The organism is Vreelandella olivaria, from assembly GCF_023507745.1.
GTDB lineage: Bacteria > Pseudomonadota > Gammaproteobacteria > Pseudomonadales > Halomonadaceae > Vreelandella > Vreelandella olivaria_A.
This window is the reverse complement of sequence record NZ_JALPZO010000106.1, coordinates 40423-65114: the sequence shown is the minus strand read 5'-3', so window position 1 is coordinate 65114 and position 24692 is coordinate 40423. Positions and strand designations below refer to the sequence as shown.

19 protein-coding genes are annotated in these 24692 nt (G+C 56.2%); 6 read left to right on the top strand and 13 right to left on the bottom strand.

Annotated elements, in window-relative coordinates:
• From HP566_RS08450 to serA, 3 genes are all read right to left on the bottom strand, one after another.
• Positions 1-2916: toxin VasX (locus HP566_RS08450; protein ID WP_249976817.1), on the bottom strand; the 2916-nt coding region annotated here is incomplete at its 3' end.
• Positions 2913-3824 carry a DUF4123 domain-containing protein gene (locus tag HP566_RS08445; RefSeq protein WP_249976816.1) on the bottom strand — a complete coding sequence of 304 codons (912 nt, stop codon included), beginning with the start codon at positions 3822-3824 and terminating at the stop codon, positions 2913-2915. The genes HP566_RS08450 and HP566_RS08445, both read right to left, overlap by 4 nt.
• A 243-nt stretch (positions 3825-4067) precedes the next feature.
• Positions 4068-5312, bottom strand: coding sequence for a phosphoglycerate dehydrogenase (gene serA / locus HP566_RS08440; RefSeq protein WP_249976815.1), 1245 nt, complete (start codon positions 5310-5312; stop codon positions 4068-4070).
• Between the two features lie 275 nt (positions 5313-5587).
• On the opposite strand from serA, the gene HP566_RS08435 reads away from it, so the two are divergent.
• Genes HP566_RS08435 through djlA form a run of 4 tightly spaced genes read left to right on the top strand, consistent with a single transcriptional unit; the run spans position 5588 to position 9503 of the window.
• Positions 5588-5878: an exodeoxyribonuclease VII small subunit gene (locus HP566_RS08435; protein ID WP_249976814.1), complete on the top strand. Its 291-nt coding sequence runs from the start codon at positions 5588-5590 to the stop codon at positions 5876-5878.
• Complete coding sequence (gene ispA, locus HP566_RS08430) at positions 5872-6765, top strand: (2E,6E)-farnesyl diphosphate synthase (RefSeq protein ID WP_249976813.1); 894 nt, start codon at positions 5872-5874, stop codon at positions 6763-6765. The genes HP566_RS08435 and ispA overlap by 7 nt, the downstream gene beginning before the upstream one ends.
• A gap of 24 nt (positions 6766-6789) precedes the next feature.
• Complete coding sequence (dxs, locus tag HP566_RS08425) at positions 6790-8709, top strand: 1-deoxy-D-xylulose-5-phosphate synthase (protein WP_249976812.1); 1920 nt, start codon at positions 6790-6792, stop codon at positions 8707-8709.
• Between the two features lie 29 nt (positions 8710-8738).
• Positions 8739-9503, top strand: coding sequence for a co-chaperone DjlA (gene djlA / locus HP566_RS08420; RefSeq protein WP_249976811.1), 765 nt, complete (start codon positions 8739-8741; stop codon positions 9501-9503).
• A 13-nt stretch (positions 9504-9516) separates the two neighbouring features.
• On the opposite strand, the gene HP566_RS08415 is transcribed toward djlA, so the two are convergent.
• The 10 genes from HP566_RS08415 to urtA all read right to left on the bottom strand — a co-directional run bounded on the left by HP566_RS08415 (position 9517) and on the right by urtA (position 20217).
• The gene (locus tag HP566_RS08415; protein WP_249976810.1) at positions 9517-9825 is read right to left on the bottom strand and encodes a hypothetical protein; all 309 of its coding nucleotides are present in this window, start codon (positions 9823-9825) and stop codon (positions 9517-9519) included.
• A complete protein-coding gene (locus HP566_RS08410) occupies positions 9818-12133 on the bottom strand; it encodes an FdhF/YdeP family oxidoreductase (protein ID WP_249976809.1) in 2316 nt (771 codons plus the stop codon). The genes HP566_RS08415 and HP566_RS08410 overlap by 8 nt, the downstream gene beginning before the upstream one ends.
• A gap of 126 nt (positions 12134-12259) precedes the next feature.
• Entirely contained in the window at positions 12260-12592 is a 333-nt protein-coding gene (locus HP566_RS08405) for a zinc ribbon domain-containing protein (RefSeq protein WP_249976808.1), read from the bottom strand.
• 135 nt (positions 12593-12727) lie between these two features.
• Positions 12728-13957 (bottom strand): formamidase, encoded by a 1230-nt coding sequence (gene fmdA / locus HP566_RS08400; protein ID WP_249976807.1) that lies wholly within the window; start codon positions 13955-13957, stop codon positions 12728-12730.
• A 293-nt stretch (positions 13958-14250) separates the two neighbouring features.
• Positions 14251-15294 carry an aliphatic amidase gene (locus HP566_RS08395; protein WP_249976806.1) on the bottom strand — a complete coding sequence of 348 codons (1044 nt, stop codon included), beginning with the start codon at positions 15292-15294 and terminating at the stop codon, positions 14251-14253.
• Positions 15295-15357: 63 nt separating this feature from the next.
• Positions 15358-16044 carry an urea ABC transporter ATP-binding subunit UrtE gene (gene urtE, locus HP566_RS08390; RefSeq protein WP_249976805.1) on the bottom strand — a complete coding sequence of 229 codons (687 nt, stop codon included), beginning with the start codon at positions 16042-16044 and terminating at the stop codon, positions 15358-15360.
• A gap of 17 nt (positions 16045-16061) precedes the next feature.
• Entirely contained in the window at positions 16062-16808 is a 747-nt protein-coding gene (gene urtD / locus HP566_RS08385; protein ID WP_249976804.1) for an urea ABC transporter ATP-binding protein UrtD, read from the bottom strand.
• Positions 16805-17941 carry an urea ABC transporter permease subunit UrtC gene (gene urtC, locus HP566_RS08380; RefSeq protein WP_249976803.1) on the bottom strand — a complete coding sequence of 379 codons (1137 nt, stop codon included), beginning with the start codon at positions 17939-17941 and terminating at the stop codon, positions 16805-16807. The genes urtD and urtC overlap by 4 nt, the downstream gene beginning before the upstream one ends.
• A 12-nt stretch (positions 17942-17953) precedes the next feature.
• Complete coding sequence (gene urtB, locus HP566_RS08375) at positions 17954-18874, bottom strand: urea ABC transporter permease subunit UrtB (protein ID WP_249976802.1); 921 nt, start codon at positions 18872-18874, stop codon at positions 17954-17956.
• A gap of 77 nt (positions 18875-18951) precedes the next feature.
• Complete coding sequence (gene urtA / locus HP566_RS08370) at positions 18952-20217, bottom strand: urea ABC transporter substrate-binding protein (RefSeq protein WP_249976801.1); 1266 nt, start codon at positions 20215-20217, stop codon at positions 18952-18954.
• Between the two features lie 207 nt (positions 20218-20424).
• Between urtA and HP566_RS08365 the strand changes: the two genes are divergently transcribed.
• Together HP566_RS08365 and HP566_RS08360 are read left to right on the top strand one after the other, a co-directional pair.
• On the top strand, positions 20425-23778 hold the full coding sequence (locus HP566_RS08365; protein ID WP_249976800.1) for a hybrid sensor histidine kinase/response regulator: 3354 nt from the start codon (positions 20425-20427) through the stop codon (positions 23776-23778).
• Positions 23775-24683 (top strand): DNA-binding response regulator, encoded by a 909-nt coding sequence (locus tag HP566_RS08360; protein ID WP_249976799.1) that lies wholly within the window; start codon positions 23775-23777, stop codon positions 24681-24683. The genes HP566_RS08365 and HP566_RS08360 overlap by 4 nt, the downstream gene beginning before the upstream one ends.
• The last annotated feature ends 9 nt before the right edge of the window (positions 24684-24692 follow it).

Sequence of the window (24692 nt, the reverse complement as noted above, 5' to 3'; positions counted from 1 at the left end):
GCTTAACGAAAACCGATTGGCCAACAGGTCACCCATCACCAAGAGCAGCGTACTGGCGGCGACAAACCAGCCGACCGGCCCGGCGAACTTGAGTAGCAGTAACCGCCACTGCGCGGCGGGGGCGCCCAAAATCTTGCCCGCCAACCCCACGCTCCCCAGGAACAAGCCTCCTGCGGCTGTACCACTGGCGCCGACCAGCGCTACCTGAGTAGCCAGCCGCTCTGCGGGGGTTTCAGCGCGCCCCAGCCGCTGGCCCTGCCTAATCACCTCAAACGCGCCTGCTGCGCCACCAAGCCAAGCAACAGCCCCCATGGCGCCATTGGCCGCTCTGGCCCAGCGCCCCAACTGGGCAGGGCTGCCTGCCGCTGCCCTTAGTTCAGCATGAGCGACCTGTTGAAAAGCGCGCCCCTGATAGAGCTTGCGATGACGGGCATCGACGATCATCTCGCGAATGGCCATCAGGGCTGCCGCGGTGCCAAGCCCTTGTGAGCCCGTATTACCAACATATTCAAGAATATCTTCCTGCCCCAGCCGATTGAACATATCTTTAACAGCCACACAGGTAGTGATGGCCCCTAAAGCAGATAAACTGCCGTTGACCAATACCCCCACCGCACGGGTCACCGACACCTCGTTCTGTTCGTTGCGGATCAGGGTATCCAGGGTGCTGTTCAGGGTTGCGCGGGGCTGGTTGGCCAGCGCCTTGAACGCGCGGCGCTCGGCCAGTGCCGCGCGGGTGGCCGCCTGACTCAAGCCGCCCACCTTGAGGGCATGGGTGCCGTTGCCATTGGCGGGGAAGCTGTGCTCGGCAAGTTCGTCCAGCGCTGCGCCTATCAACTGCTGCTGTTGTTTGATGGCGCGTGCTTTGTTGCGGATATTATGGGCGTGATACTGCTCGGCAGCGCGCCGGTGGGCCTGACTGGTGCCCCTGCGCGATGCCCGCGCCAACTGCTCATTCCGCTGCTGGTAAAAACGCTGTAGTTCCGCTTCCAGCCGCGGGAGCGGTGCAAAGGAGCGTTCGGCGTTATTGAGTGCCTCGCGCAGGCGGCCCAGCGCCGTTTGGTCGGGGATATCCCAGCCCATTTCCAGAAGCCCCAGGCGCTCGGCAAACATGAGACGCTGGCCTTCCGGCAGCCTGCCTGCCAGGTGGGTAAACCGTTGCGGCAGTTCCAGTTGCTGTGTTTCATCCAGCAATGTTCTGACCACCGCCTCGCCCAGCATTTTTTCCTTGAAATACACCTCGCCTGCAATGTCAGCCACGACCTCATCAGTAAGGTCGGTGATGCTACGAAAGCGCAGGCCCGTTTGCTGCTCAATCGTGCTTTGCCACTGTTGATAGTTGCCCAGCGCGCCTGCGGCGCCCATCAGTGCGGCGGTTTGCGTCAATGCTTTTTGTGGGCCTGCGGGGTCCGATAAATAGGTTTCAATAAAGGTGTCGGTAGGCTGGAAGTGGAGTAAATGGGCTGTCGTGGGGGTGTCGCCCATATAGTGCCGGGCAAGAAACGCTTCCTGACCGCATAGGGCCAGGGTTTCAAGGGCGTGCTGTTCGATTTTACAGGTAAGGCTGATGTGCTCTGCTTCTTCACGGTCCCACAGTAGTGCGTAGTCGTGCCATACGGGTAACAGGCGAGATAGATCCTGGCCTATCTCCCGATAGGCCGTTTGCCATGCCTCTTCAAGCCCATTGGCGTAGGCAAGAAAGCGCTCCAGTTCCTGCTGGCGGATAACATCAACAATGCCATTGGGTGCCAAGGCGTAGTGACCACCCACCACTTCATTGAAGTGTGCCTGCTCGCTCTGCTCAACAAACGCTTTGACTGAGTCTGCGTCCGTGCCCAACCGCTCGGCGATACGCTGGCTGAGTGCATTGATATCCCGGTCGATGGGCGCCAGCGCACGCCCGATAACCCCTGGGTGCCCACCTGAAGAGGCCGTCACCTGCTCGCTCCTTTCGCGGCGCTGCTCGTATAGCTCTGCCAGCTCGCGCAGGTTGGCCTGGTCGTCGCTTTCGGCATTGCCCAACCATTCGGGGATATTGCCCTGACCTGCATTGGCGGCGTGAGGGGCAAAATCGAGGGTCATCAGGCCATCAATCGTGCGCGCAGCAAAGTTCTCGGCAGAGTATTGGTCATGCCAATGACCCTGCTGCCCGGCATGGTTTGCCCACGCCTGGGCTAAGTCCTTTATGCGCCCGGGTATATCTTCGACGATGAGAATGGCGCTGTCATGGCGATACGCCGCCCCAATGGCAGCGTTAATGCCGGCAGCGGTAGTCATTTGCCACTCGGGAGGGTCACACTCGATATCACACCAGGCGTAGCTGCCTGTTTCTAGCGTAGTGCTGTCTGACGTTATCTCGGGGGCGGGGGGTGTAGCGTGGTAGTCGCCATGAGCATCGGCAAGTGCCTCTTTCAGCACCTCGGGGTCTAGCAGGTGGGCGGTGCCATTACCAGGACAGTAGGCGCCGATGTTTGCCTGCATCATGACCTGGGAGCGGAACGCATCCTGCCGCAGCATGGACACGTGGAGAGGCGTCAGCTCAAGTGGGCTATAGAGTACCTGTATCGAGCCTTCCCGTTTGACAATAATAGGATCGCCACTGCCATCGGGTTCTACCTTGAATACCTGCACATCATCCGGCGTCAGACTGTGAACGAGGTAAAGCCAGCCACTGCGTATAGGTCTGATGCCTGAGGGGCGAAAGTGCCCTCCGTAAAGCGGTGCAAACTCAGGAAATGCCTGGGCACGTTCAGCCTCGGGCGCTTCCACCATCGCGTAACGAACAGGCACTAACTGGAGGTCGCTACGTGAGATGGGGCACACGCCTTGCTCCTGCCCTGGGTCATTATCTGATTGGCTGTCGGCAACACGACGTGCTGCTGCCATACGTTGTGCTATTGGGAGCGTTGTATTCATAAATCAGCCTCTGACGACGGGAAAGCTCTATTCCACGTGGCTTTTTCTGCGGCGGCCGATGCGGCGAGTAAACGCTCCATGGGGGCACAGCCATCCGGCTGTGTCAGGAGCGTTGCGATATCCGGCATGGCCTGCTTATCCAGCGCACGTTTGCCGTGCACACCAAGAATATTGGCTATGAGGAAGTGCGCTCGCCGTCCTGTGAAGCCTAGTGATTTGGTAAGTTGAATGACACTATCTGCCGCCGCCAGAGAGGTGCTGTGTTCACGCAACAACAGCCCATCACTAAAAAAGGTATCCAGGTGCTCACTCAGTTCACGGCTGAAACGTTGCCAGGAGAGGCTGCTGAACGCCTCCAGGTGAGCTTGCTGTAAGCGGAATCGCTCGTGTCGTTGAGCATGATCAGCACGCTCATTGGTGATGGAATACCACGTCACATTTCCATGTGCGTTAACGGGTATCCATACTTGCTCCATCGCGCCCATGAGTGAACTACGCCCAGGGTGGAGCTCGGCTTCCAACAGGCCTTGCATGACGGCGGGTTGAGAGAAGCAGAGTATTTGGGTGCCTTCATGTGGATGCTCAACAAATAACAGCCAGCGCAGATGTTGCAAGAGGTCATCGAAAGAAGCCGGACTTGACAAAGCCCACCCCCAGCCCTGCTGGGCACCATGCGTTATAAACCTTTCCCATAAAGGATCGTTGCGCGCTAGTTTAACCAGGCATGGTGAAACACTACGACACTCCTGTAACGGTGTTCCCAGGTAAAGTGGTTCGTATATGGGCGCATCTATTTGTTCATAGAGCCATCGCTCCAAGGGTTGTAGCACCACACCATCCAGTAGGAGGTAGTGATTCTGCCCTTGTGCATCTGAAAGCGGGGGTGGGAAGCGTAGTGATCCATCCATCATTCATCCCTGTTGGCTGTAAGTCCTTTCCCTGAAACACTAAGGCAAGAGACAAAGTGCCGTTTCAGTAAGTATTCTCAAATGTTAAAGATGTAGAATACCCCGCCAACCAGTAGAGGCAAGCCCCTAAGGCAAAGTAACCGTTATTTCTTACACGCTGTAAGCAATAACTTACAAGCTGTATAGCAAAACGACCCCGTTAAGGGGCCGTTTTGTCCAGCAACAACTGTTCTGCTCTGCGCTTTAGCTATTATGCGCAGAGTACAGTACGCGGATTTTCAGCGTGTGCTCAACCTGCTTTAACGCTCCCAGTGCCTGAGGGCCATAGGCCTTGTCCACGTCAATCACCACATACCCCACTTTATCGTTGGTTTGCAGGTACTGGCCCGAAATATTGATGCCATTTTCAGACAACACGTGGTTGATTTGCGACAGTACGCCGGGCACGTTGTCATGGATATGCAGCAGGCGGTGTTTGTCTGGATGTGCAGGCAATGCCACTTCGGGGAAGTTGACCGAAGTGACCGTGGTACCGTTATCGGAGTAGGTGATCAGTTTTTCTGCCACTTCAATACCGATGTTCTCCTGGGCTTCCAGCGTGGAACCACCGATATGCGGTGTCAGAATCACGTTCTCCAGGCCGCGTAACGGGCTTTGGAACTCCTCATCGTTGCCTTTCGGTTCCACCGGAAAGACATCAATGGCGGCACCATTAAGCTTGCCAGCCTTGATGGCATCAGCCAGCGCCTCAATGACCACTACACTGCCACGCGCTGCGTTGATCAGGATAGCGCCATCTTTCATGGCAGCAATTTCTTTCTCGCCGATCATCCAGCGGGTGGAGGGTAGGTCCGGCACATGCAGGCTCACCACATCAGAACGGCCCAACAGCTCGTCCAGACTGGCCACCTGACTGGCATTACCCATGCCTAGTTTGGTGATAACATCGTAATAGATGACGTTGAAACCCAGCGACTCGGCCAGCACTGAAAGCTGCGCACCAATACTGCCGTAACCGACAATACCCAGGGTTTTGCCACGCGCTTCGTGGGAATTTTTTGCCGACTTCAGCCAGCCACCCTGGTGGGCGCGAGCATTCTTCTCTGGTATCCCACGCAGCAGCATAATGGCTTCTGCCAGTACCAGTTCCGCCACTGAGCGGGTATTGGAGTATGGTGCGTTGAACACGACGATACCGCGTTTCAGCGCCGCTTCCAGATCCACTTGATTCGTACCGATACAGAAACAGCCAACGCTCACCAGCTTTTCTGCCGCTTCGAACACACGCTCAGTGAGTTGCGTGCGGGAACGAATGCCGATGAAGTGAACATCGCGGATCTTCTCGATCAGCGCTTCTTCATCCAGCGATGTGGGCAGATGTTCGATATTCTCGTAACCTGCGTTGTGAAAATTGTCCACCGCGCTTTGGTGGACGCCCTCGAGTAGCAGGATCTTGATCTTGCTCTTGTCCAGGGACGTTTTGGCCATGGCTGAATCAACCTCTATGGTCGGCGGCATGCGCCGTGTATCGGTTCACGGAAGCCCCGTATGGTAGCACAGCCGCCGCCATTCCCGGCGCCTTCAGATGATGAAAAGTGTGCGCTTTCAAGATGAACACGACACAAGTCGAAGGATGAAGCAGGCAGTGAGTGCAGACGCCACCCCCATGCCTCGGTGTATACTATGCGCTTGTTTTTAGTAACAGCCACACTCGCCGCCCTTCACGACTGCCAGGGCGCCAGGAAAACAGTAGGCATTGCCCAATGAGCGACAACACTCCCCCAGCGCAGGATTTCGCCGCCACTGTCTCGCAGCTAGAGACCATTGTGGAACGCCTTGAGTCCGGCGAACTCTCACTGGAAGATGCGCTGACGGCTTTTGAGCAGGGCGTACGGCTTACCCGGGATGCCCAGCAGCGTCTGGATACCGCTGAGCTCAAAGTACGCGCGTTAAGCGAAGACAGGGATGGCCGGTTAGAGGTTGCCCCCTTTGCCACTGCCCCACGCGAAGCGCAAGGCGAGGGGGACAACAGCGAGGAGACGCCACCATGGTAACGACTCATACCTCTCGGCTTGTTGCCTTGCGCCAAACCAGTAATGCCCGTGTTGATGCCACCTTAAGCGCCCTATTCGACACCCGCCCTGGAGTGGCGCCACGGCTTGAGGCGGCGATGCACCACGGCCTGCTGGTGGGTGGAAAACGCCTGCGACCACTACTGGTGTACCTTGCTGGACAAGCGCTGGGCGCGGACGATGACGTCCTGGATGCCCCGGCAGCAGCCATTGAGCTGATTCATGCTTATTCGTTGATCCACGATGACCTGCCCGCCATGGACGACGATGACCTGCGCCGCGGCCAGCCTACCGTACATAAAGCCTTCGATGAAGCCACCGCCATCCTGGCAGGTGATGCCCTGCAGGCACTGGCCTTTGAAGTGCTTGCCCGTCGCCCCCACCCCAGGCTGGGCAGTATGGTAACCACACTGGCGGTGGCATCGGGACGGGACGGCATGGTCGCCGGTCAGGCGCTGGACCTTGCCGCGGTGGGCGGCCACCCAGATGTAGACGCCCTGGCTCATATGCATGCCCACAAAACCGGCGCACTGATTGTTGCTGCTGTTCGCCTGGGCGGGTTGGCTGCCGTTGATGAAGATGACCCGCGATTGAACGCGCTAATTCGCTACGCCCGCGCCATTGGTCTAGCCTTCCAGATTCATGATGATGTGCTCGACGTGACCGGAGATACCGCCACGCTGGGCAAAATATCGGGTGCTGATGCCGCACGTGCCAAACCCACCTACCCCAGCCTGCTGGGTCTGGATGGTGCACAGCGCAAGGCGAACACCCTTATTGACGAGGCCATTGCCGCGCTTGCTCCACTTGGTGAGCAAGCGATGCCGCTGGCCGACCTGGCCCACTATATGATCGAGCGCGACCACTAAACAATGTCTGTGAAAACATGGCCCATGAAGCTGTTCGACGAGATTCCCCGCGAGCGTCCGGCGACGCCGCTGCTCGACTCTTTTGACCATCCCGCGGCCCTGCGCGCCATGACCACCCATCAACTCGCCCAATTGGCAGACGAGTTGCGCGCCTACCTGCTGTACAGCGTTGGCGTCTCCGGCGGCCACTTTGGCGCAGGGCTGGGTGTAGTAGAACTAAGCGTGGCTCTACATCACGCCTTCCACACGCCAAAAGATCGCCTGGTGTGGGATGTGGGCCATCAGGCCTACCCGCACAAGATTCTTACCGGCCGCCGAGAGGCCATGCTGAGTATTCGCCAGCACGGTGGTCTGGCAGCCTTCCCCCGCCGCACTGAGTCGGAGTACGACACCTTTGGCGTTGGCCACTCCAGTACTTCCATTTCAGCAGCGCTGGGCATGGCCCTCGCCGCCCAGGCACAACAGGACCCACGCCGTGTGTGCGCCATCATTGGCGATGGGGCGCTGACGGCTGGGATGGCTTTTGAAGCGCTGGCCCATGCCGGCCATGTGAATGCCAATATGCTGGTGGTGCTGAACGATAACGAGATGTCGATATCCGAAAACGTCGGCGGCATTGCCACCTATCTGGCACGTGTACTTTCCAGCAAGCCTTACCTGAAAATGCGTCAAGAGAGCAAAAAGGTGCTCTCCCATCTGCCCGGCGCCCTTGAGCTTGCCCGACGTACCGAAGAGCACATGAAAGGTATGGTGAGCCCCGCCACGCTGTTTGAAGAGATGGGGTTTAACTACGTTGGCCCTATTGATGGGCACAACCTGGAAGCGCTTACCGAAACCCTGCGCAATCTGCGCGAGCAGGATGGCCCCCAGTTCCTACACATCAAAACCGTCAAGGGCAAAGGCTTTTTACCCGCAGAAGCGGACCAGATTGGTTACCACGCCATCACCAAGCTGGAAAAAGCCAGCGTGGCAGCCAGTGCCTCAATGGTAAAAACGCCCATCGCAACGCCATCCGTGCCCAAGAAAAAGTACTGCAATATCTTTGGCGACTGGCTATGCGACATGGCGGCTGAGGACGCGCGCTTGATGGCGATTACCCCAGCCATGCGTGAAGGCTCGGATTTAATTCGCTTTTCGCAGCACTACCCGCAACGCTATTTCGATGTAGCCATCGCCGAACAGCATGCCGTGACCCTGGCTGCCGGCATGGCCTGCGAAGGCATGAAACCCGTGGTGGCCATTTACTCCACCTTCCTGCAACGCGGTTACGACCAGCTTATCCATGATGTCGCCGTGCAGGATCTGGATGTCACCTTTGCCATTGATCGGGCGGGTCTGGTGGGTGAAGATGGCCCTACCCACCACGGCAGCATGGATCTCTCATTCCTGCGCTGTGTCCCCGGCATGGTGATTTTAGCCCCTGCCGATGAAGCGGAGTGCCGGGCAATGCTCAGTGCTGCTTACCACCACCCCGGCCCGGCAGCCGTGCGTTATCCACGGGGCACCGGCCCCGGTGTGGCGATTCCCGAACACCTGGAGCCACTGCCCATCGGTCAGGCGGAAATCCGCCGCGAAACGACCAGTGATCAGGTACGTATTGCACTATTGGCCTTTGGCAGTGTGAACCGCGCCGCCGCCGAGGTAGCCGCAAAGCTTAATGCCACCCATATCAATATGCGTTCTGTTAAACCGCTGGACCGCGATGCCGTCCTGCATGCCGCCGATGAGCATGAACTGCTGGTCACCCTGGAAGAGAATGTGATTGCAGGGGGTGCGGGCAGCGCCGTGAATGAGTTGCTGCATGCGGAAGGTGTTCAGGTCGAGGTTCTCAACCTAGGGCTACCCGACACCTTCGTAGAACACGGTACGCCCGCTGAACTGCTGCGCGACTGCGGCCTGGACGCTGCAGGCATTGAGCGCGCCATTCGTGCGCGGCTGCCGTAATTTTTAACTTTTAAATACTTGGGACTGCCATGCTTTTTTTGATTATTTTGTTCGCCCTGATTGGCCTAGCGGTTGGTGGCCCCGTGGGCCTGCTGGTGGGCGGTGGGATGGGCTGGTGGCTGGGGCGGCGGATTAGTCGTCGCCTGAGCGCCGCCCGTCTGCAGATTCAAGAGGGTTTTCTGGAATCGATCTTTTCGGTGATGGGCTGCCTGTGCCAGGCCGATGGCAAAGTGACCGAGGGCGAACTGAGTGTTGCTGAAAAGCTGTTTGACCAGATGCATCTACAAGGCGAGCAACGCGCCAAGGCACGTGCCGCCTTTGAACGGGGCCGCGCCAGCGACTTTGACCTGGATGCCGAGCTTGCCAAGGTTAACCGACTGACTCAGCGTCAGCCCATTCTACGTCAGGTGTTTTTACAGGTTCAGCTCACTGCTATCTCTGCCGACGGGGTATTACACCCTGCCGAGCATGAGATGATTCTGCGCGTGGCACGGGGTGTTGGCTGTAGCGAAGCCGAAGTGCAGCAAATCGAAGCCATGCTGCATGGGGCCGCCGCCAACTCCCAGGGCGCCAGCGAAGAGGCACTGAAAGATGCCTACCGGGTACTGGGGGTAGCGGAAGATGCCAGCGATGCCGAGATCAAAAGGGCCTATCGCCGCCTGATGAGCCAAAACCATCCAGACAAGCTGGCCGGAAAAGGCTTACCTGACAGCATGCGTGACGTTGCTCAGGCGCGTACCAGTGAGATCGGCAATGCCTATGAGCGGATTCGTAAGGCCCGGGGGCAGTCGTAACCAGACGCCAAGGCTACTGCGGCGGCAATGGCTCCCCATCCTTTCGTGCGAAGAGGCGTAACGCTGGGCTGGCACCATCGACAGGCATGGTGGTGACCCAGCCTCCAGTGTCGAGTTCAGCGGCAGCCCGCCGAACCAGCGCATGCTCAACGCCCAGCCGCCTCGCCAGCAGTGCGGTACTAATGCCTCCCTCGCTGGGTTCTGCCTCTCTTACCATTACTAAGACCAGCGCCGTAAGCATATCAAGCTCAGGGTGGGCGGTCATCACTGCCTCCAGCCCGTGCTGTAGCTCACTGCCCAGCTCCCCCGTCCATTCAGGCAATGCGCTTACTCGCTTCCAGACGGATAGCAATCGACTTGGAGGCGGGGGTATGACTCAACTCCCCCTTGTGATTTAGCGGAACTAACGGGTTGGTCTCGGGGTAGTAGGCAGCCGCACAGCCCTTAGGGGTATCGTAGGCTACGATCTTGAAGCCATCGACACGGCGCACCACTGCATCATCCGATTCGCCAATCAAATCGACCCACTGCCCCGCCTCAAACCCTAACCGGGCGATATCATCGCGATTCATAAAAATGACCTGACGACCATTTTCAATCCCCCGATAACGGTCGTTGTAACCGTAAACGGTGGTGTTGTACTGATCATGGGAGCGCATGGTCTGCAAGGTTAACCAGCCATCGCGCTCAGCAAGTTGTTGGTGCATCACCTTGGCTGGCAGCGGGTCCGTTGAAAATTCCGCCTTGCCGCTGGCGGTGGGAAAGCGTTTCTCGAAGGCCGGGTTACCCAGCCAGAACCCCCGCGGCACCCGTACACGCTCATTGAAGTCGGTAAAGCCGGGGATCACTGCGGCAATATGTTCACGAATCACGTCGTAATCTTCACGCATCGCAGACCAGTCGACACACTCATTACCGAACAGGCGCTCGGCGATACCGGTCAGAATGGCGATTTCTGAGCGCAATGTTTTATCCACCGGGCGGTTAATCCCGGCAGAGCCATGCACCATGCTCATGGAATCCTCTACCGTCATCAGCTGAGATTTGCCTGCTGTATTACGGTCGATCTCGCTGCGCCCAAGGCAGGGCAGAATAAGGGCGCGTTGGCCGGTGATCAGATGGCTACGATTCAGCTTGGTGCTGATAAAGGCGGTCAGACGGCACTGGGACATGGCAGCTTCGGTCACGACACTATCGGAAATAGCCCGGGTGAAATTACCCGCCAGCCCGATAAACACCTTGCCCGGCTGGCTTCGCATTGCCTCAACGGCCGCCACGGAATCGACACCGTGCTCCCGTGGCATCGGCCTGCCGTAGTGTGCCTCCAGGGCATCCAGCAGCGCATCTGATGGCTTCTCGAAAATGCCCATGGTGCGGTCCCCCTGGACATTGGAGTGGCCACGCACCGGCGATGTGCCTGCACCGGGTTTACCCAGATTACCGCACAGCATCAGTAGATTGACGATCTCTCGCACAGTGGCAACCGAGTGCACATGCTGAGTGATACCCATTGCCCAACAGATGATGGTGGCTTTCGAGCGGGCATATAGCGCGGCGGCCTGCTCCATTTCAGCACGCGTCAGGCCAGACTGGGCTTCCAGAGTTGACCACTGCGTTTCTTCCACCAGGGAGCGGTAGGCATCAAGATGGACAGTGTGCGCAGCCATAAAGTCATGGTCCAGCACTGCCTCCCCTGCCGCATCAAGGGCAAACAACGTCTTGGCCATGCCACGCACCACCGCCATATCACCACCCAGTTGAGGGCAGAAATAGTAGCTGCTAATGGGGTGGCTGCCGTTATGCAACATCTCCAGGGCTTTTTGTGGGTCGGCAAACTTTTCCAGCCCGCGCTCACGCAGCGGATTAAACGCCACTATCGTCGCCCCACGCTCTGCTGCTTCACGCAACACCCCTAACATGCGCGGATGGTTGGTGCCTGGATTCTGGCCGAACACGAAAATTGCCTCGGCCTGCTCGAAATCCTCCAGCCGTGCACTGCCTTTGCCGGTACCCAGCGCGGCATTGAGCGCCACACCACTGGCCTCATGGCACATATTGGAGCAGTCCGGCAGGTTATTGGTGCCATACAGACGTGCCATCAACTGGAAGACATAAGCGGATTCATTACTTGCCTTACCAGAGGTGTAGAAGATGGCGTCATGCGGGGTAGGCAGCGCCTTTAACTCAGCGGCCACCACGTTCAGAGCATCTTCCCAGGAGATCGGCTCGTAGTGGTCGGTCTCTGCGTTGTAATACATTGGCTCAACCAACCGCCCCTGATCTTCCAGGCGATAATCATCCCAGCCTTTAAGCTCACTGACGCTGTGCCGAGCGAAGAAATCCCGCGTTACTCGCTTTGAAGTCGCTTCCCAGGTGACCGCCTTGACACCATTCTCACAGAACTCGAACGATGAGCCATGCTCAGGGTCTCCCCAGGCGCATCCTGGGCAGTCAAAACCATCCGGCTGGTTCAACTTAAGTAATGAACGGGCATTGGTGGCTGGAGCACGGCTGTGCAATAAGTGCTTGCCAACCGCTTTAAGTGCGCCCCATCCCCCGGCAGGATGGTGGTATTCAAAGACCCGGGGGTCGTGCTTGCCAGCAGTTGGCCTTGGTTCAGACTGAGACATGATGCATCCCCTGCGTAACAGAGATAATACTGGCCGTCTCAGGGGAGAGAGCCAGTGTTGATATGTAACGTGCAGCAACGCGATTGGCGATAAAACGTCAACATACCCTAGTGTATCATTCGTCTCTCAATGGCTGATCATCCATGGCCGTGCGGAAGGAAACATCTTGTTGCCATCGGCAGTATAAAATACTTGCGGCTTATCGCGGTTATGATGGCAGCAGCCACGCTCCCGCTCACTGTGGTGGTTGCCGTGGCGTGGCTCATGGGCCGCTTTCTCATTACGTGCGAAAGCGCTGCGCCGAGCAGGGTCCATCGTCAGTAACTGCGGCGGTACCAGTAGCACTCTTGGTGACAGCGTTCCACAATGTGGGCAGGCATGGGCATTGCCCGACGCCTGTAAGGGCACCAGCTGGTGAAACAGGCCATGTGTGGAGCATTTGTAATCGTACAGAGGCATAGTGTTTCTCCTTGAGAGCGGTGTCGGGACAAGTCCCCGATCAGACATGACCGACCTATCCCAACACCCTGTGGACTCAACGGCTCTGAGCCTATTGGCTCTTTAACCTTGGTGATAACTGGTGCGTAATGCGGGTTATTTATCCTTGGAAAGCGGCAAGTCGGTACCGGGTGCCACTTGGGTGGTCGGCCCCTCCATATTCGGCTTAACATCGAAGTCGAAGATATCCGTCGGCAACCAGAGAGTGGCACAGGCGTTGGGAATATCGACGACTCCACTGATATGTCCCTGTACGGGCGCGCACCCTAACAATGAATATGCCTGGGCGCCGGTGTAGCCAAACTTCTTAAGGTACTCAATGGCATTGAGCACCGCCTGGCGATAGGCAACATGCACGTCGAGGTAATGCTGCTTGCCCTGCTCATCCACCGATACCCCTTCAAAAATGAGGTAATCATCATATTTTGGGGTCATGGGGCTAGGCTTGAAGATGGGGTTCTTGATAGCGTATTTTTCCATGCCCCCCTTAATGAGGTTGACCCGCATGTGGATCCAGCCTGCCATCTCGATGGCGCCACAGAAGGTTATTTCGCCATCCCCTTGGCTAAAGTGCAGATCCCCGACCGACAACCCTCCATCCTTGACATAGACTGGAAAATAGATAGTTGACCCCCGGGAAAGATCCTTGATATCACAGTTACCCCCATGCTCACGGGGCGGGACTGTCCGGGCACCTTCCGCCGCAGCTTCCTGTTTTGCGGTACCCGTCAATTTGCCCATATGGGCGGTATCCGCAAATGGCAACGCCGCCAGTTGAGGTACACGGTCCGGATCGGTGTCATAGAGCTCTTTTTCACGCCGGTTCCACTCCGCCAGCATCTCCTTGGATGGCAGGCAGCCGATCAACCCTGGGTGAATCAGCCCCGCGAACTCGACACCGGGGATATGACGCGACTTGGTAAACATACCGTTGAAGTCCCAGATCGATTTCTGCGCATCCGGGTAGTGTTCGGTAAGAAAACCGCCGCCATTTTGCTTGGAGAAGAAACCATTGAAGCCCCATTGGCTCTCTTCAAAGGTGCCGATATCAAGAATTTCAACCACCAGTAGATCGCCAGGTTCTGCGCCTTCCACTCCCACCGGGCCAGAGAGAAAGTGTACTTGGGTGAGGTCCACATCACGCACATCATCAGCGCTGTCATCGTTATTGATCTGCCCGCCTGTCCAGTCATGGCACTCAACGATGAAGTCGTCACCGGGTTTCACCATGGCGGCCATCGGAATATCGGGGTGCCAGCGGTTGTGTACCTGCTCATTCTCGTAAGGGGATTTGCTCAGATCAATCTTGATAATTGTGTCAGCCATAACACCTACCTCTTTTTACATAACATCAGCGAGTGAAATTACCTTGGGAGGTTGCTCTTCCCGCTCTCAACTATGTAAAACCGGCACGCCAGCGACCATAAGCTAATACCCCCTGATGGCTACGTTATATGACGTATACAACTCAAAGGGGCCTGACAGCAGCGTGAACGTAGCAACGCCATGACCTCATGAGGGTCAAACAAAAACCGGGAGGGCCGGCTGCCAATGCGGCCACGAGAGCCAGCGGCCTGATGGGCCGCTGGCTGGTCGTTGATGAAAAGCATGCCCGGTCTCTAACTTGCGCTACGCTCTTTGCCTTCCACCGGCAATTCACCGACGGGGCAACCGGCCACCCCAATGGTGCCACGGGTCATGGCTTCTACCTGATCGCGTGCCTTCTCGGCATCCATCACCCAGGTGCGGTAGAAGTCGAATGGGCAGTCGGCCACCCCTTTGTCGCCATCCCCGGAGTTGTACATGCCGGTATAACCACGGTGCAGCAGCTTAAACAGGTGGTTCTGGGATTGATCATTAGCGCGGGCATCGCGGATTTGACTGACCGAGAGCTGTGCATATTGCACGCCCATATCCTCTTCACCACATTCACCCAGCGTGCGGCCATCAAAACCGACAATGGCAGAATGGCCGAAATAGGAGTAGACGCCGTCAAACCCGGTAGCATTGGCAACCGCGACGTAGCAGTTGTTAGCCCACGCCATCGCTTTTGCCATCATGATCTGCTGCTCCTTGGCCGGGTACATGTAGCCCTGACAGCGCACGATCAGTTCGGCTCCCTTCATCGCACAATCACGCCAAATCTCCGGGTAGTTGCCATCATCACAAATAATCAGACTGATCTTGAGCCCTTTGGGTCCTTCAGTGACATAGGTGGTGTCACCTGGATACCAGCCCTCGATAGGGCACCAGGGAATGCACTTACGATACTTCTGTACTATCTCGCCATGATTATTAATCAGTACCAGCGTGTTGTAGGGCGCTTTGTGGGGATGCTCTTCATGGCACTCACCTGTCAGTGAAAAGACCCCCCAGGTATTGGCCTCACGACAAGCCTCGGAAAAGATAGCCGTTTCAGCACCGGGAATAGTGGCCGCCGTCGCCATCATTTCGTCGTTGTCATACATGATTCCCATGGTGCTGTACTCGGGAAACACTACGAGATCCATGCCTGGCAGGCCTACTTTCATGCCCCTGACCATGTCAGCAATCCTGTGGGCATTCTCAACTACTTCCGCTCGCGTATGCAGCCGCGGCATCGTGTAATTGACGACTGCAACACCAACCGTATCTGCACTGCTGGAAATATCACCGTGACGCATAAAAGCTTCCTCTTAAACGTTAATTGATGGCCCCGACTGCATGGCAAAGCGGTACGGGCACCTCTAAACCGCCAGAAAACTGGCTATCTTGGCTTGATCCGCCGTTTCACGCCGCTCCTCATGAACAATGGAGCCTTTCTCAATCACCGCCAGGCGGTCGGCCATTTCCATGGTAAAACTCAGCACCTGCTCCGATACCAGGATGGCGATTTTCTTCATCGCGCGGATCTCATTCAGGGTGGCGGCAATCTCCTTGATGATAGAGGGCTGAATACCTTCGGTCGGCTCATCGAGCAGAAGTACCTTGGGCTCAGAAACCAACGCACGAGCAATGGCAAGCTGCTGCTGCTGCCCCCCCGACAGGTTGCCTCCCTTGCGGTGACGCATGTCATGCAGCACCGGAAACAGGTCGAATATTTCACTTGGCACTTTCTTCGCCCTGGCGGTCTCCAGCCCCGCTTCAATATTTTCCTGCACACTCAAATTGGAGAAGATCATCCTGCCCTGGGGTACATAGGCCAGCCCAGCGGCCACCCGTTGGTGTGAGGACATGCCAGAAATATCCTGCCCATTGAGCATTAATTTTCCTTCACTAGGCAGAATACCGATCAGAGCCTTGAACAAGGTGGTCTTTCCCATGCCATTGCGTCCCATCACGGCCAGCGACTCCTCCTTGCCCATGGTAAAACTCATGTTGTGGATAACCTGGCTCTGGCCATAGCTCACTTGCAGATTGCTGACGTCGAGCATTTTGATCTCCTTAAGCCTCAATGGCCCAGATATACGTCGATGACGTGCTTGTTCTGCTTGACCGTTTCAATATCCCCTTCTGCCAGGATCTTGCCCTGATGCAAAACGGTAACCTTGCCACCCAGCGCCGCCACGAACTCCATGTCATGCTCTATAACGATCACCGAGCGCCCCTGGGAAATACGCTTGAGCAAGGTGGCGGTTTCCTGGCGCTCACTGGCACTCATCCCGGCCACCGGCTCGTCCAGCATCAGCAGTTCCGGCTCCTGGATCAGTAACATGCCAATCTCCAGCCACTGCTTCTGACCGTGACTGAGCAGGCCAGCTTCCATATCCAGGCGGTCTTCCAGCTGGATTTCCCTGGCAACGTTATGAATGCGCTGCACCACCTGCTCGTCTCGCTTGAAGGCCAATGCGCCAAACACACTGCGCCCTTCCGGGTAGGAGGCTTCCAGGTTGTCGAAGACACTCAGCCCTTCATAAATGGAGGGGTTCTGGAACTTGCGCCCCACCCCTTCCCAGACAATGCGATGCTCACGCAACTGAGTCAGCTCCTTGCCGCGAAACTTAATGGACCCTTCGGTGGCTTTGGTCTTGCCGCAAATCAGGTCGAGCAAGGTCGTCTTGCCAGCACCGTTAGGACCAATGACGACGCGCAGCTCACTTTCATCCATGTAGAAATTCAGCCCTTCAATGGCTTTGAAGCCATCAAAAGACACCGTGAGCCCCTCAATAGCGAGTAGAAAGTCGGTGTTTGAACTCATGGGCGGCTCTCCGTGGTAGAGGAACTGCTGGCGGATGACCTCCTGGCTAGCGGCAGGCGTGACCTGAGCAGCGGCCAGTAGCGGTCCACCACACTTGCCAGTCCATACGGCAGTATCAGCACGACTAAAATAAATACCGTGCCGATCATGACCTGCCAGAGTTGGGGGTAAGCTTCGGCGAACAGGGTCTTGGCATAGCTGACCAACAAGGCGCCATAGACCCCGCCCAGCAGCGACAGGCGCCCGCCAACGGCGGCGAAGATAACAAACTCGATGGAGGGCACAATGCCCACAAAGGAGGGCGACATGAAACCAACCTGCAGGGTGAACATCGCCCCGCCGATACCCGACATGAAAGCCGCCAGGCAAAAGATGAAGATCTTGAAGTTGGCAACATCGTAGCCGGAGAAACGTACCCGGTCTTCCCGATCACGCAGCGCTGTCAGGATACGTCCATATTTGCTGCTCAGCACCCAGCGGCCAATGAGCACACAGCCGATCAATAGCACCGCATTGAGGTAGTAAAGCAGGTACTGAGAGCTATCATCGCGGATATCCCAGCCCTTCAGCGTGCGCAAGTCGGTAATACCGTTGATTCCACCGGTATAGCCTTGCTGCCCTACAATTAAAATCGTCAGAACCACCGCCAGAGCCTGGGTGATGATAGCGAAGTACACACCGCTTACCCGACGCTTGAACATGGCATAGCCGATGACAAAGGCAAAGGCGGCCGGCAGTGTCAATACCGCCAGAATAGTGAACGTCAGACTTTCAAAGGGTACCCAGAACCAGGGCAGTTCGGTAATCCGGTTCCAGTCCATGAAATCCGGGATACCGGGGGTCGTCTGGATGCTGGTGCTCTCGGGGTCAGAGGCTTCAAGTTTCAGGAACATCGCCATGGCATAGCCACCCACTCCAAAAAAGATACCCTGGCCCAGGCTAAGAATGCCGCCGTACCCCCAGCACAACACAAGACCGAGCGCGACAAAGGCATAGGTTAAATAGCGCCCCGCAAGGTTCAGGCGATAGAGGTCCAGGGCCATGGGCATCACGACGATCAGGATGAGCGCCAGCAGGGCGATGCCCCCCAAACTTGCATGGCGTCCTGTAAACAGGCGATTGATCAATGTCATGGTGACACCTCCTTAACGACGCACCTTGCTAGCGACCAAACCTTCAGGACGCATCAACAAAATGGCTATAACGGTTAGCAGGGTGAGCACTTTCGCCATTGATCCCCCCATGAAGAACTCCATTACCGACTGCGCCTGAGCAATGGAGAACGCGGAGGCGATAGTACCCAGCAGACTGCCCGCACCCCCAAACACAACAACCAGGAAGGTATCGACGATATACAGCGAGCCGCTGGTCGGGCCGGTAGAGGAAATCGTGGTGAACGCTGCACCGGCGATACCGGCAATGCCACAACCCAAGGCAAACGTCATACGGTCAACACGCTTGGTATTGATACCAATCGCCCCACTCATTTCACGATTGGCGGTCGTACAGCGGACCCGTAACCCCCAGCGTGAACGAAACAGGAGCCACCACACGCCTAGAGTGACAAATAGCGTTAATACAAGAATGGCAATGCCATTGAGAGGAATGTCGATCATCATGGTGGGCTGGTAGGAACCGCGCAGCCAACCGGGCACCGTGACACTGACTTCGCGTGCCCCGAATATCGACCGGAAGCCTTGCTGCATGATGAGCGCCAGCCCCCAGGTCGCCAATAGCGTATCCAGGGGCCGGTGATATAGGTGGCGTATCAGCACCCACTCCACCAGATAGCCCATCGCGAACGCACTTGCGAAGGCAATCGGAAGGGCAAGAAACAGATAGTAGTCGGTCATCCCCGGAAATTGGCCCAGCGTGATGGAGCAGAGATAAGTGGCATAGGCACCCATCACCATGAACTCGCCGTGCGCCATATTGATCACACGCATCTGACCGTAAATAATTGCCAGCCCCAAGGCCATCAGTAGCAGAACGCTGAAGAAGCTGACCCCAGCAAAGCCCTGCATCGCCAGAATGGCCATCAGCTCCTGTGTTGTGAATCCATCCATGATGGAGTCCCCCCGTTGATATCAAACAAATAACAGCGGCTCTGCGGCAACTAAGTTGCCGCAGACAGAGTTATTGATTACTGGTATCCCTCGGGGAAAGGGTTAGGCTCGATCAGGTCCGACTCCCAGACAACATCCGCCTGCCCGGTTTCATTCCAGCGGCCTATGCGCGTCTTGCTCCAAAGGTGGCGATTCGGGTGCACTTTGACGTAGCCTTCAGGCGCTGTTGTCAGCTCAATATCCGCCATGGCGGCTGAAACAGCGTCAACATCAAATGTGCCAGCTTTTTCAACAGCGGCCTTCCACAACCATGGACCCAGGTAGGCGGCTTGCGTTACATCACCGATGACACTGTCTGCTCCCCAGCGCTCCTGGAAAGCCTCTACGAAGGCAGCATTGTTTTCATTATCCAGACTCTGGAAATACTTCATTGCCGAATAGAAACCAGCGACGTTCTCACCACCTATCCCGAGCACTTCATCTTCGGTCACCGAAATAGTGAGCAGCGTTTGATTGTCGCCATTGATACCGGCTGCGTTTAGCTGACGAAACCACGCCACGTTACTGCCACCCACAACAGCGGCAAAAATCACATCAGGCCTACGCAGCCGGATACGGTTGATGTTAGAGCCAAAGGAGGTGTGCCCAAGAGGGGCATAGTCTTCACCGACGACTTCTCCACCAAGCACCTCTTCAATATGGATACGGGCGATCTTCATTGAAGTGCGCGGCCAGATATAGTCAGAGCCGATTAAATAGAACGTTCTTGCTCCCTGCTCGTTCCAGGCCCAGTCAATACTTGCCAGTATCTGCTGTGTGGCTTCCTGGCCGGTATAAATAACATTGGGGGACTGCTCCAGGCCTTCATAAAAGGTAGGGTAATAAAGAAGTCCATTTTCCCGTTCCAGAACCGGTAACATGGCTTTACGTGATGCTGATGTCCAGGCGCCAAAAATGGCTGCCACATTATCCTGAGTCAGCAGCTTGCGGGTGCGGTCAGCAAATGTGGGCCAGTCGCTGGCGCCATCTTCAATGATGTATTCAATTTGCCGACCCAGTATGCCGCCCTGGGCGTTAATCTGTTCAATCGCCAACTGCTCTGCCTCCACAGAGCCTGTTTCACTGATCGCCATGGTGCCAGTCAACGAGTGCAGGATACCGACCTGAACCGTGTCATCCGTCACCGCCAAACCGGTGGTATTCACCTCACTGGTAGGTGGGTTACCCCAAGCGGTAGTGGATGAGATGGCCAGTGCCAAGGGCAACGCCGCCAGCCCGGCCAGCAGTCGGCGTCGCAGTGGCAAATGCCCTGTACGTGAGGTTCTAGTACGTTGCGTAAGCATGATGGTGATTCCCCGTGTTAGCGATTGTTCGGAACCTGCATCGATTCCACGCCAACAGTATTGGCGCGCATAATGCCATCGCACCATGCGAGGAATGCACCAGCTACCTACGTCATTTTCCCCATGGCAATGGTTAACAATACAACTTAGGGTCTTGGTAAAAGGGAAACAGAAGTCCTACCTGTCAATGCCCGCACAAGGCCAGACATGACAACGACCAAACAACGTATTTTTCCTGTCCGGCGCGATTACAATCAGTGGGTTGCCAACCAAACATTGGAAGATTTTGCATTACGCTACACAGGGAAGTCGGCTCGCCGCTGGAGTTACCGTCGTGTTGCCTTAACGGCGCTGGGAACCATATCCTTTCTGGCACTTGAGGTCATTGGTGCCAGCATTACCCTCAATTACGGCATTACCAATGCCATCGCGGCGATTCTGACCGTCAGTTTAGTGACCTTCTTGCTGGCCATACCGATCAGCTATTACGCAGCCCGCTACAGCGTGGATATTGACCTGTTGACACGCGGCGCTGGCTTTGGCTACCTTGGCTCAACGCTGACCTCGCTCATCTACGCCACCTTCACCTTCATATTTTTCGCGCTGGAAGCCGCCATCATGGCCATGGCGCTGGATATTCTATTTGGTATTCCACTCACGATAGGTTATCTGATCAGTTCCGTTGTCGTGATTCCCATCGTGACCCACGGATTTACTTATATCAGTCGTTTTCAAACCTGGACGCAGCCCTTCTGGGTTTTGCTACAACTGGCCCCCTTTCTCTTTATTCTGTTGCAGGACCCTCACTCCTTACCCCGCTGGCTGGAATTTGACAGCCCAACCCAGGGTGACGGTGGCTTTGATATCCTGCTGTTTGGCGCCGCAGCCACCGTCATGTTTGCCCTTATCGCTCAGATCGGCGAGCAGGTGGACTACCTGCGCTTCCTTCCGGAACCCCAGCCCAAACAGCGTTTTAAGTGGTGGTTGGCCATGTTGTCCGGGGGGCCGGGCTGGATAGTGGTAGGCGCCATCAAAACCCTGCTCGGCTCCTTCCTGGCCGTGCTGGCGCTTGAACATGGGCTATCAATGGAACTGGCCCAGGAACCCATGCATATGTACATGGTCGCCTTCAGCTATATGACTGGCCACCCGGCCACCGTGATGGCACTGGCAGGTATCTTTGTCATTCTCTCGCAACTCAAGATCAATGTGACCAATGCCTACGCGGGTTCGATTGCATGGTCCAACTTCTTTTCGAGACTGACACATAGCCATCCAGGGCGCGTCGTCTGGTTGGTATTCAATGTCATGATTGCCCTCGTGCTCATGGAAATTGGTATCTATCGCGCCTTTGAGGTCATCCTTTCCCACTACTCAATGGTCGCCATGGCCTGGATTGGCGCCTTGGTCGCAGACCTGGTGATTAACAAACCCTTGGGCCTCAGTCCTCGACATATCGAATTTAAACGTGCCTATTTGTATGACATTAACCCGGTAGGCTTTGGTGCGGTCATCCTCGCGACAGTGGTTGCTTTTGCCGCGAGTGCCGGTTTATGGGGCGCTACTGCGGCGGCTCTCGCCTCCTTCCTGGCGCTGGTGATCGCCCTTATTGCCTCTCCCAGCATTGCGCTACTGACAAAGGGGCGGTACTACATTGCGCGCACCCCGGAACCAAGCCATTCGATTCAGGGGCAGGCGTGTGTCATTTGCGAGCATCAATTCGATATAGAGGATATGGCTTTCTGCCCTGCTTATAATGGTGCTATCTGCTCGCTCTGCTGCTCACTGGATGCACGCTGTAATGATGCCTGCAAGTCCCACTCCTCCTTTCCACAGCAATTGGTTATATGGCTGGAAAACAGCCCTTTGAAACGCATCCTTCCCCCCCTTAATACACGCCTTGGCCACTTTATTTCCTTGCTGCTGCTGGTGAGCCTGATCATCGCAGGCTTTTTGGCACTGGTTTACTACCAGCTCCCCGATGTAAGTGATGCGACACGCACACTGATGGCCGCCACGCTGGCACAGATTTTCGCCATTCTGGTGATTATCAGTGGGGTGATTTCCTGGCTATTCGTGCTGGCACACGAAAGCAGAGTCGTGGCTCAGGAGGAGTCCCATCGTCAGACCCGCATGCTGCTCGCAGAGATTGAGGCACACGAAAAGACGGACCGTGAACTACAACAGGCCAAAGAGCTGGCCGAAGCTGCCAATCAGGCCAAGAGCCGTTATTTGACCGGCCTCAGTCATGAATTGCGCTCCCCCCTCAATGCCGCCTTCGGCTATGCACAAATGCTGGAGCAGGACCCGCTGATCCCCAAAGAGCGGCGCGCGGCCGTATCAACCATTCGACGCAGCACCGAACACCTGTCCGATCTCATTGAAGGCCTGTTGGAAATATCCAAAATCGAAGCGGGAAGGTTGGAGTTATATCGCAACCGGATACGTCTAAGAGTGCTGATTGAAGAACTGGTGTCCATGTTTCAGTTACAGGCAGAAGAGAAAGACATCCGTTTTATCTTTTATGACCAAGGCCATATACCCGAATGGGTGCATACCGATGAAAAACGCCTACGCCAAATATTGATCAACCTGCTCTCCAATGCCATTAAATTCACTAATCACGGGGAAGTCACACTCAAGGTACGCTACCGGAACCAAGTAGCAGAATTCACCATCAGCGATACCGGTGTGGGTATTGATGAGGCTGATCTAACACGTATTTTCCGGCCTTTCGAGCGGGTTCGAAAACCTGGCGTGCCTGCTGTTCATGGCACGGGGCTGGGGCTGACAATCACCAAGCTCCTCACGGATATCATGGGAGGCGACCTACAGGTGACAAGCCAACCCAGAGCCGGCAGCGAGTTCCGCCTCAGCCTGATGTTATCCAGTGCGCTGCCAGAAACACACACCCATGAGCAGCGTCCTCACCACTCTGTCATCGGCTATCATGGCCCGCGACTCAGCCTACTGGTCACTGATGACAATCCATCACACCGTGGACTCATCAGCGATATGCTGTCGCCGCTCGGATTTCAGATCATGGAAGCGCCTGATGGAGAAACGACCCTACATCTGGCTCAGCAAAACCCTCCAGCCCTAGTTTTACTTGACGTCGCCATGCCAACGATGGATGGCTGGGAAACAGCACATCAATTGCGCTTACAGCACTATACCGGCCCGATCGTCATGCTGTCGGCAAATGCTCGGGAAAGTAATCAGTTAAATCGAGCCGATGCGTTACATAATGACTATCTGGTCAAACCTTTCAAATATTCGGAACTGCTCGATATTCTGGCCACACAGCTTCAACTGACCTGGCGTACCACCAATGCTCCCCAACAGGGCCTACCCCTCGTACCGCCCACTATCATGTCCGACGAACTCCGTGATGAACTGCTGGCCCTGGCAGAAATAGGCCACTTGTCAGGGCTGAAGAGCCGTTTATTCCTGGCTGTCGAACAGGGCGCAATAACGCCCTCCTTCGCCTCGCAATTGAACAGCTTGTTAAAGCGGTTGGATTTCAAGCGAGTGGCTCAACTTTTAGAGGCAGAACAATGACCTTTCCACAACGTAAGGACCTTATCCTGGTCGTGGACGACTCACCTGACTCGCTCAGCATGGTGCACCATGCGCTGGATCAGGCGGGCATGAATGCTCTATTAGCACTTGAGGGAAAGCAGGCAATTGATATTGCAATAAAAATGATGCCAGACCTCATTCTTCTCGATGCCTTGATGCCGGGCCTGGATGGCTTTGAAACCTGCCGCCAGTTGAAACAGCAGCCAGCACTCTCGACCATTCCTGTGATCTTCATGACGGGCTTGAGTGATGCCGAGGATGTTGTCCACGGCCTGGAGGCAGGAGGAGTGGACTATGTCACCAAACCGATACGCACCGACGAACTCGTGGCCCGCATACGTGTACATTTGGCAAACGCCAGAATGACCCAAAGCGCCTACTCAGCCCTGGACAGACTAGGCCAGTCGGTATTTGCCACCAGCCTTGACGGCAACTGGCGCTGGTCGACCCCACAAGTCAACCAGTACCTGGGCGAAACCGACCCATCTCATGGGGCAGCACGTGCCGCAACGGCCCAGCAGATCCAGCGCTGGCTTTCCCGCTCGCCAGAACCAGGCAGTCAACTCTCTCTGCATCTCGACATTGGCGAGTTCCGGTTACGCTATCTGGGCACCACTGATCACCAGGAATATCTGTTTCGGCTCTTGCACAAGGATGGTGAAGGAGAAAGCCAGCTACTCCAGGCGCAACTGCGCCTGACGGCCAGAGAGTCCCAGGTGCTGTTGTGGATCGCTCAAGGCAAAACCAATCGGGAAATTGGTCAAATCCTGGATCTGAGTCCACGCACGGTCAACAAGCATCTGGAGCAGGTATTCCGAAAGCTGGGCGTTGAGAACCGCACCTCCGCCGCCGCCATGGCTTTCCACTGCCTGACCCAGATCTAACCCGGAACG

What these genes read in the sequence shown, in the direction of transcription:
- HP566_RS08405 (WP_249976808.1), bottom strand. Translation starts at nt 12,592, where the DNA reads ATGCCTCTGTACGATTACAAATGCTCCACACATGGCCTGTTTCACCAG.
- HP566_RS08360 (WP_249976799.1), top strand. Translation starts at nt 23,775, where the DNA reads ATGACCTTTCCACAACGTAAGGACCTTATCCTGGTCGTGGACGACTCA.
- HP566_RS08445 (WP_249976816.1), bottom strand. Translation starts at nt 3,824, where the DNA reads ATGGATGGATCACTACGCTTCCCACCCCCGCTTTCAGATGCACAAGGG.
- HP566_RS08410 (WP_249976809.1), bottom strand. Translation starts at nt 12,133, where the DNA reads ATGTCTCAGTCTGAACCAAGGCCAACTGCTGGCAAGCACGACCCCCGG.
- urtE (WP_249976805.1), bottom strand. Translation starts at nt 16,044, where the DNA reads ATGCTCGACGTCAGCAATCTGCAAGTGAGCTATGGCCAGAGCCAGGTT.
- HP566_RS08365 (WP_249976800.1), top strand. Translation starts at nt 20,425, where the DNA reads ATGACAACGACCAAACAACGTATTTTTCCTGTCCGGCGCGATTACAAT.
- urtC (WP_249976803.1), bottom strand. Translation starts at nt 17,941, where the DNA reads ATGACATTGATCAATCGCCTGTTTACAGGACGCCATGCAAGTTTGGGG.
- urtB (WP_249976802.1), bottom strand. Translation starts at nt 18,874, where the DNA reads ATGGATGGATTCACAACACAGGAGCTGATGGCCATTCTGGCGATGCAG.
- urtD (WP_249976804.1), bottom strand. Translation starts at nt 16,808, where the DNA reads ATGAGTTCAAACACCGACTTTCTACTCGCTATTGAGGGGCTCACGGTG.
- serA (WP_249976815.1), bottom strand. Translation starts at nt 5,312, where the DNA reads ATGGCCAAAACGTCCCTGGACAAGAGCAAGATCAAGATCCTGCTACTC.
- djlA (WP_249976811.1), top strand. Translation starts at nt 8,739, where the DNA reads ATGCTTTTTTTGATTATTTTGTTCGCCCTGATTGGCCTAGCGGTTGGT.
- fmdA (WP_249976807.1), bottom strand. Translation starts at nt 13,957, where the DNA reads ATGGCTGACACAATTATCAAGATTGATCTGAGCAAATCCCCTTACGAG.
- dxs (WP_249976812.1), top strand. Translation starts at nt 6,790, where the DNA reads ATGAAGCTGTTCGACGAGATTCCCCGCGAGCGTCCGGCGACGCCGCTG.
- HP566_RS08435 (WP_249976814.1), top strand. Translation starts at nt 5,588, where the DNA reads ATGAGCGACAACACTCCCCCAGCGCAGGATTTCGCCGCCACTGTCTCG.
- HP566_RS08395 (WP_249976806.1), bottom strand. Translation starts at nt 15,294, where the DNA reads ATGCGTCACGGTGATATTTCCAGCAGTGCAGATACGGTTGGTGTTGCA.
- urtA (WP_249976801.1), bottom strand. Translation starts at nt 20,217, where the DNA reads ATGCTTACGCAACGTACTAGAACCTCACGTACAGGGCATTTGCCACTG.
- ispA (WP_249976813.1), top strand. Translation starts at nt 5,872, where the DNA reads ATGGTAACGACTCATACCTCTCGGCTTGTTGCCTTGCGCCAAACCAGT.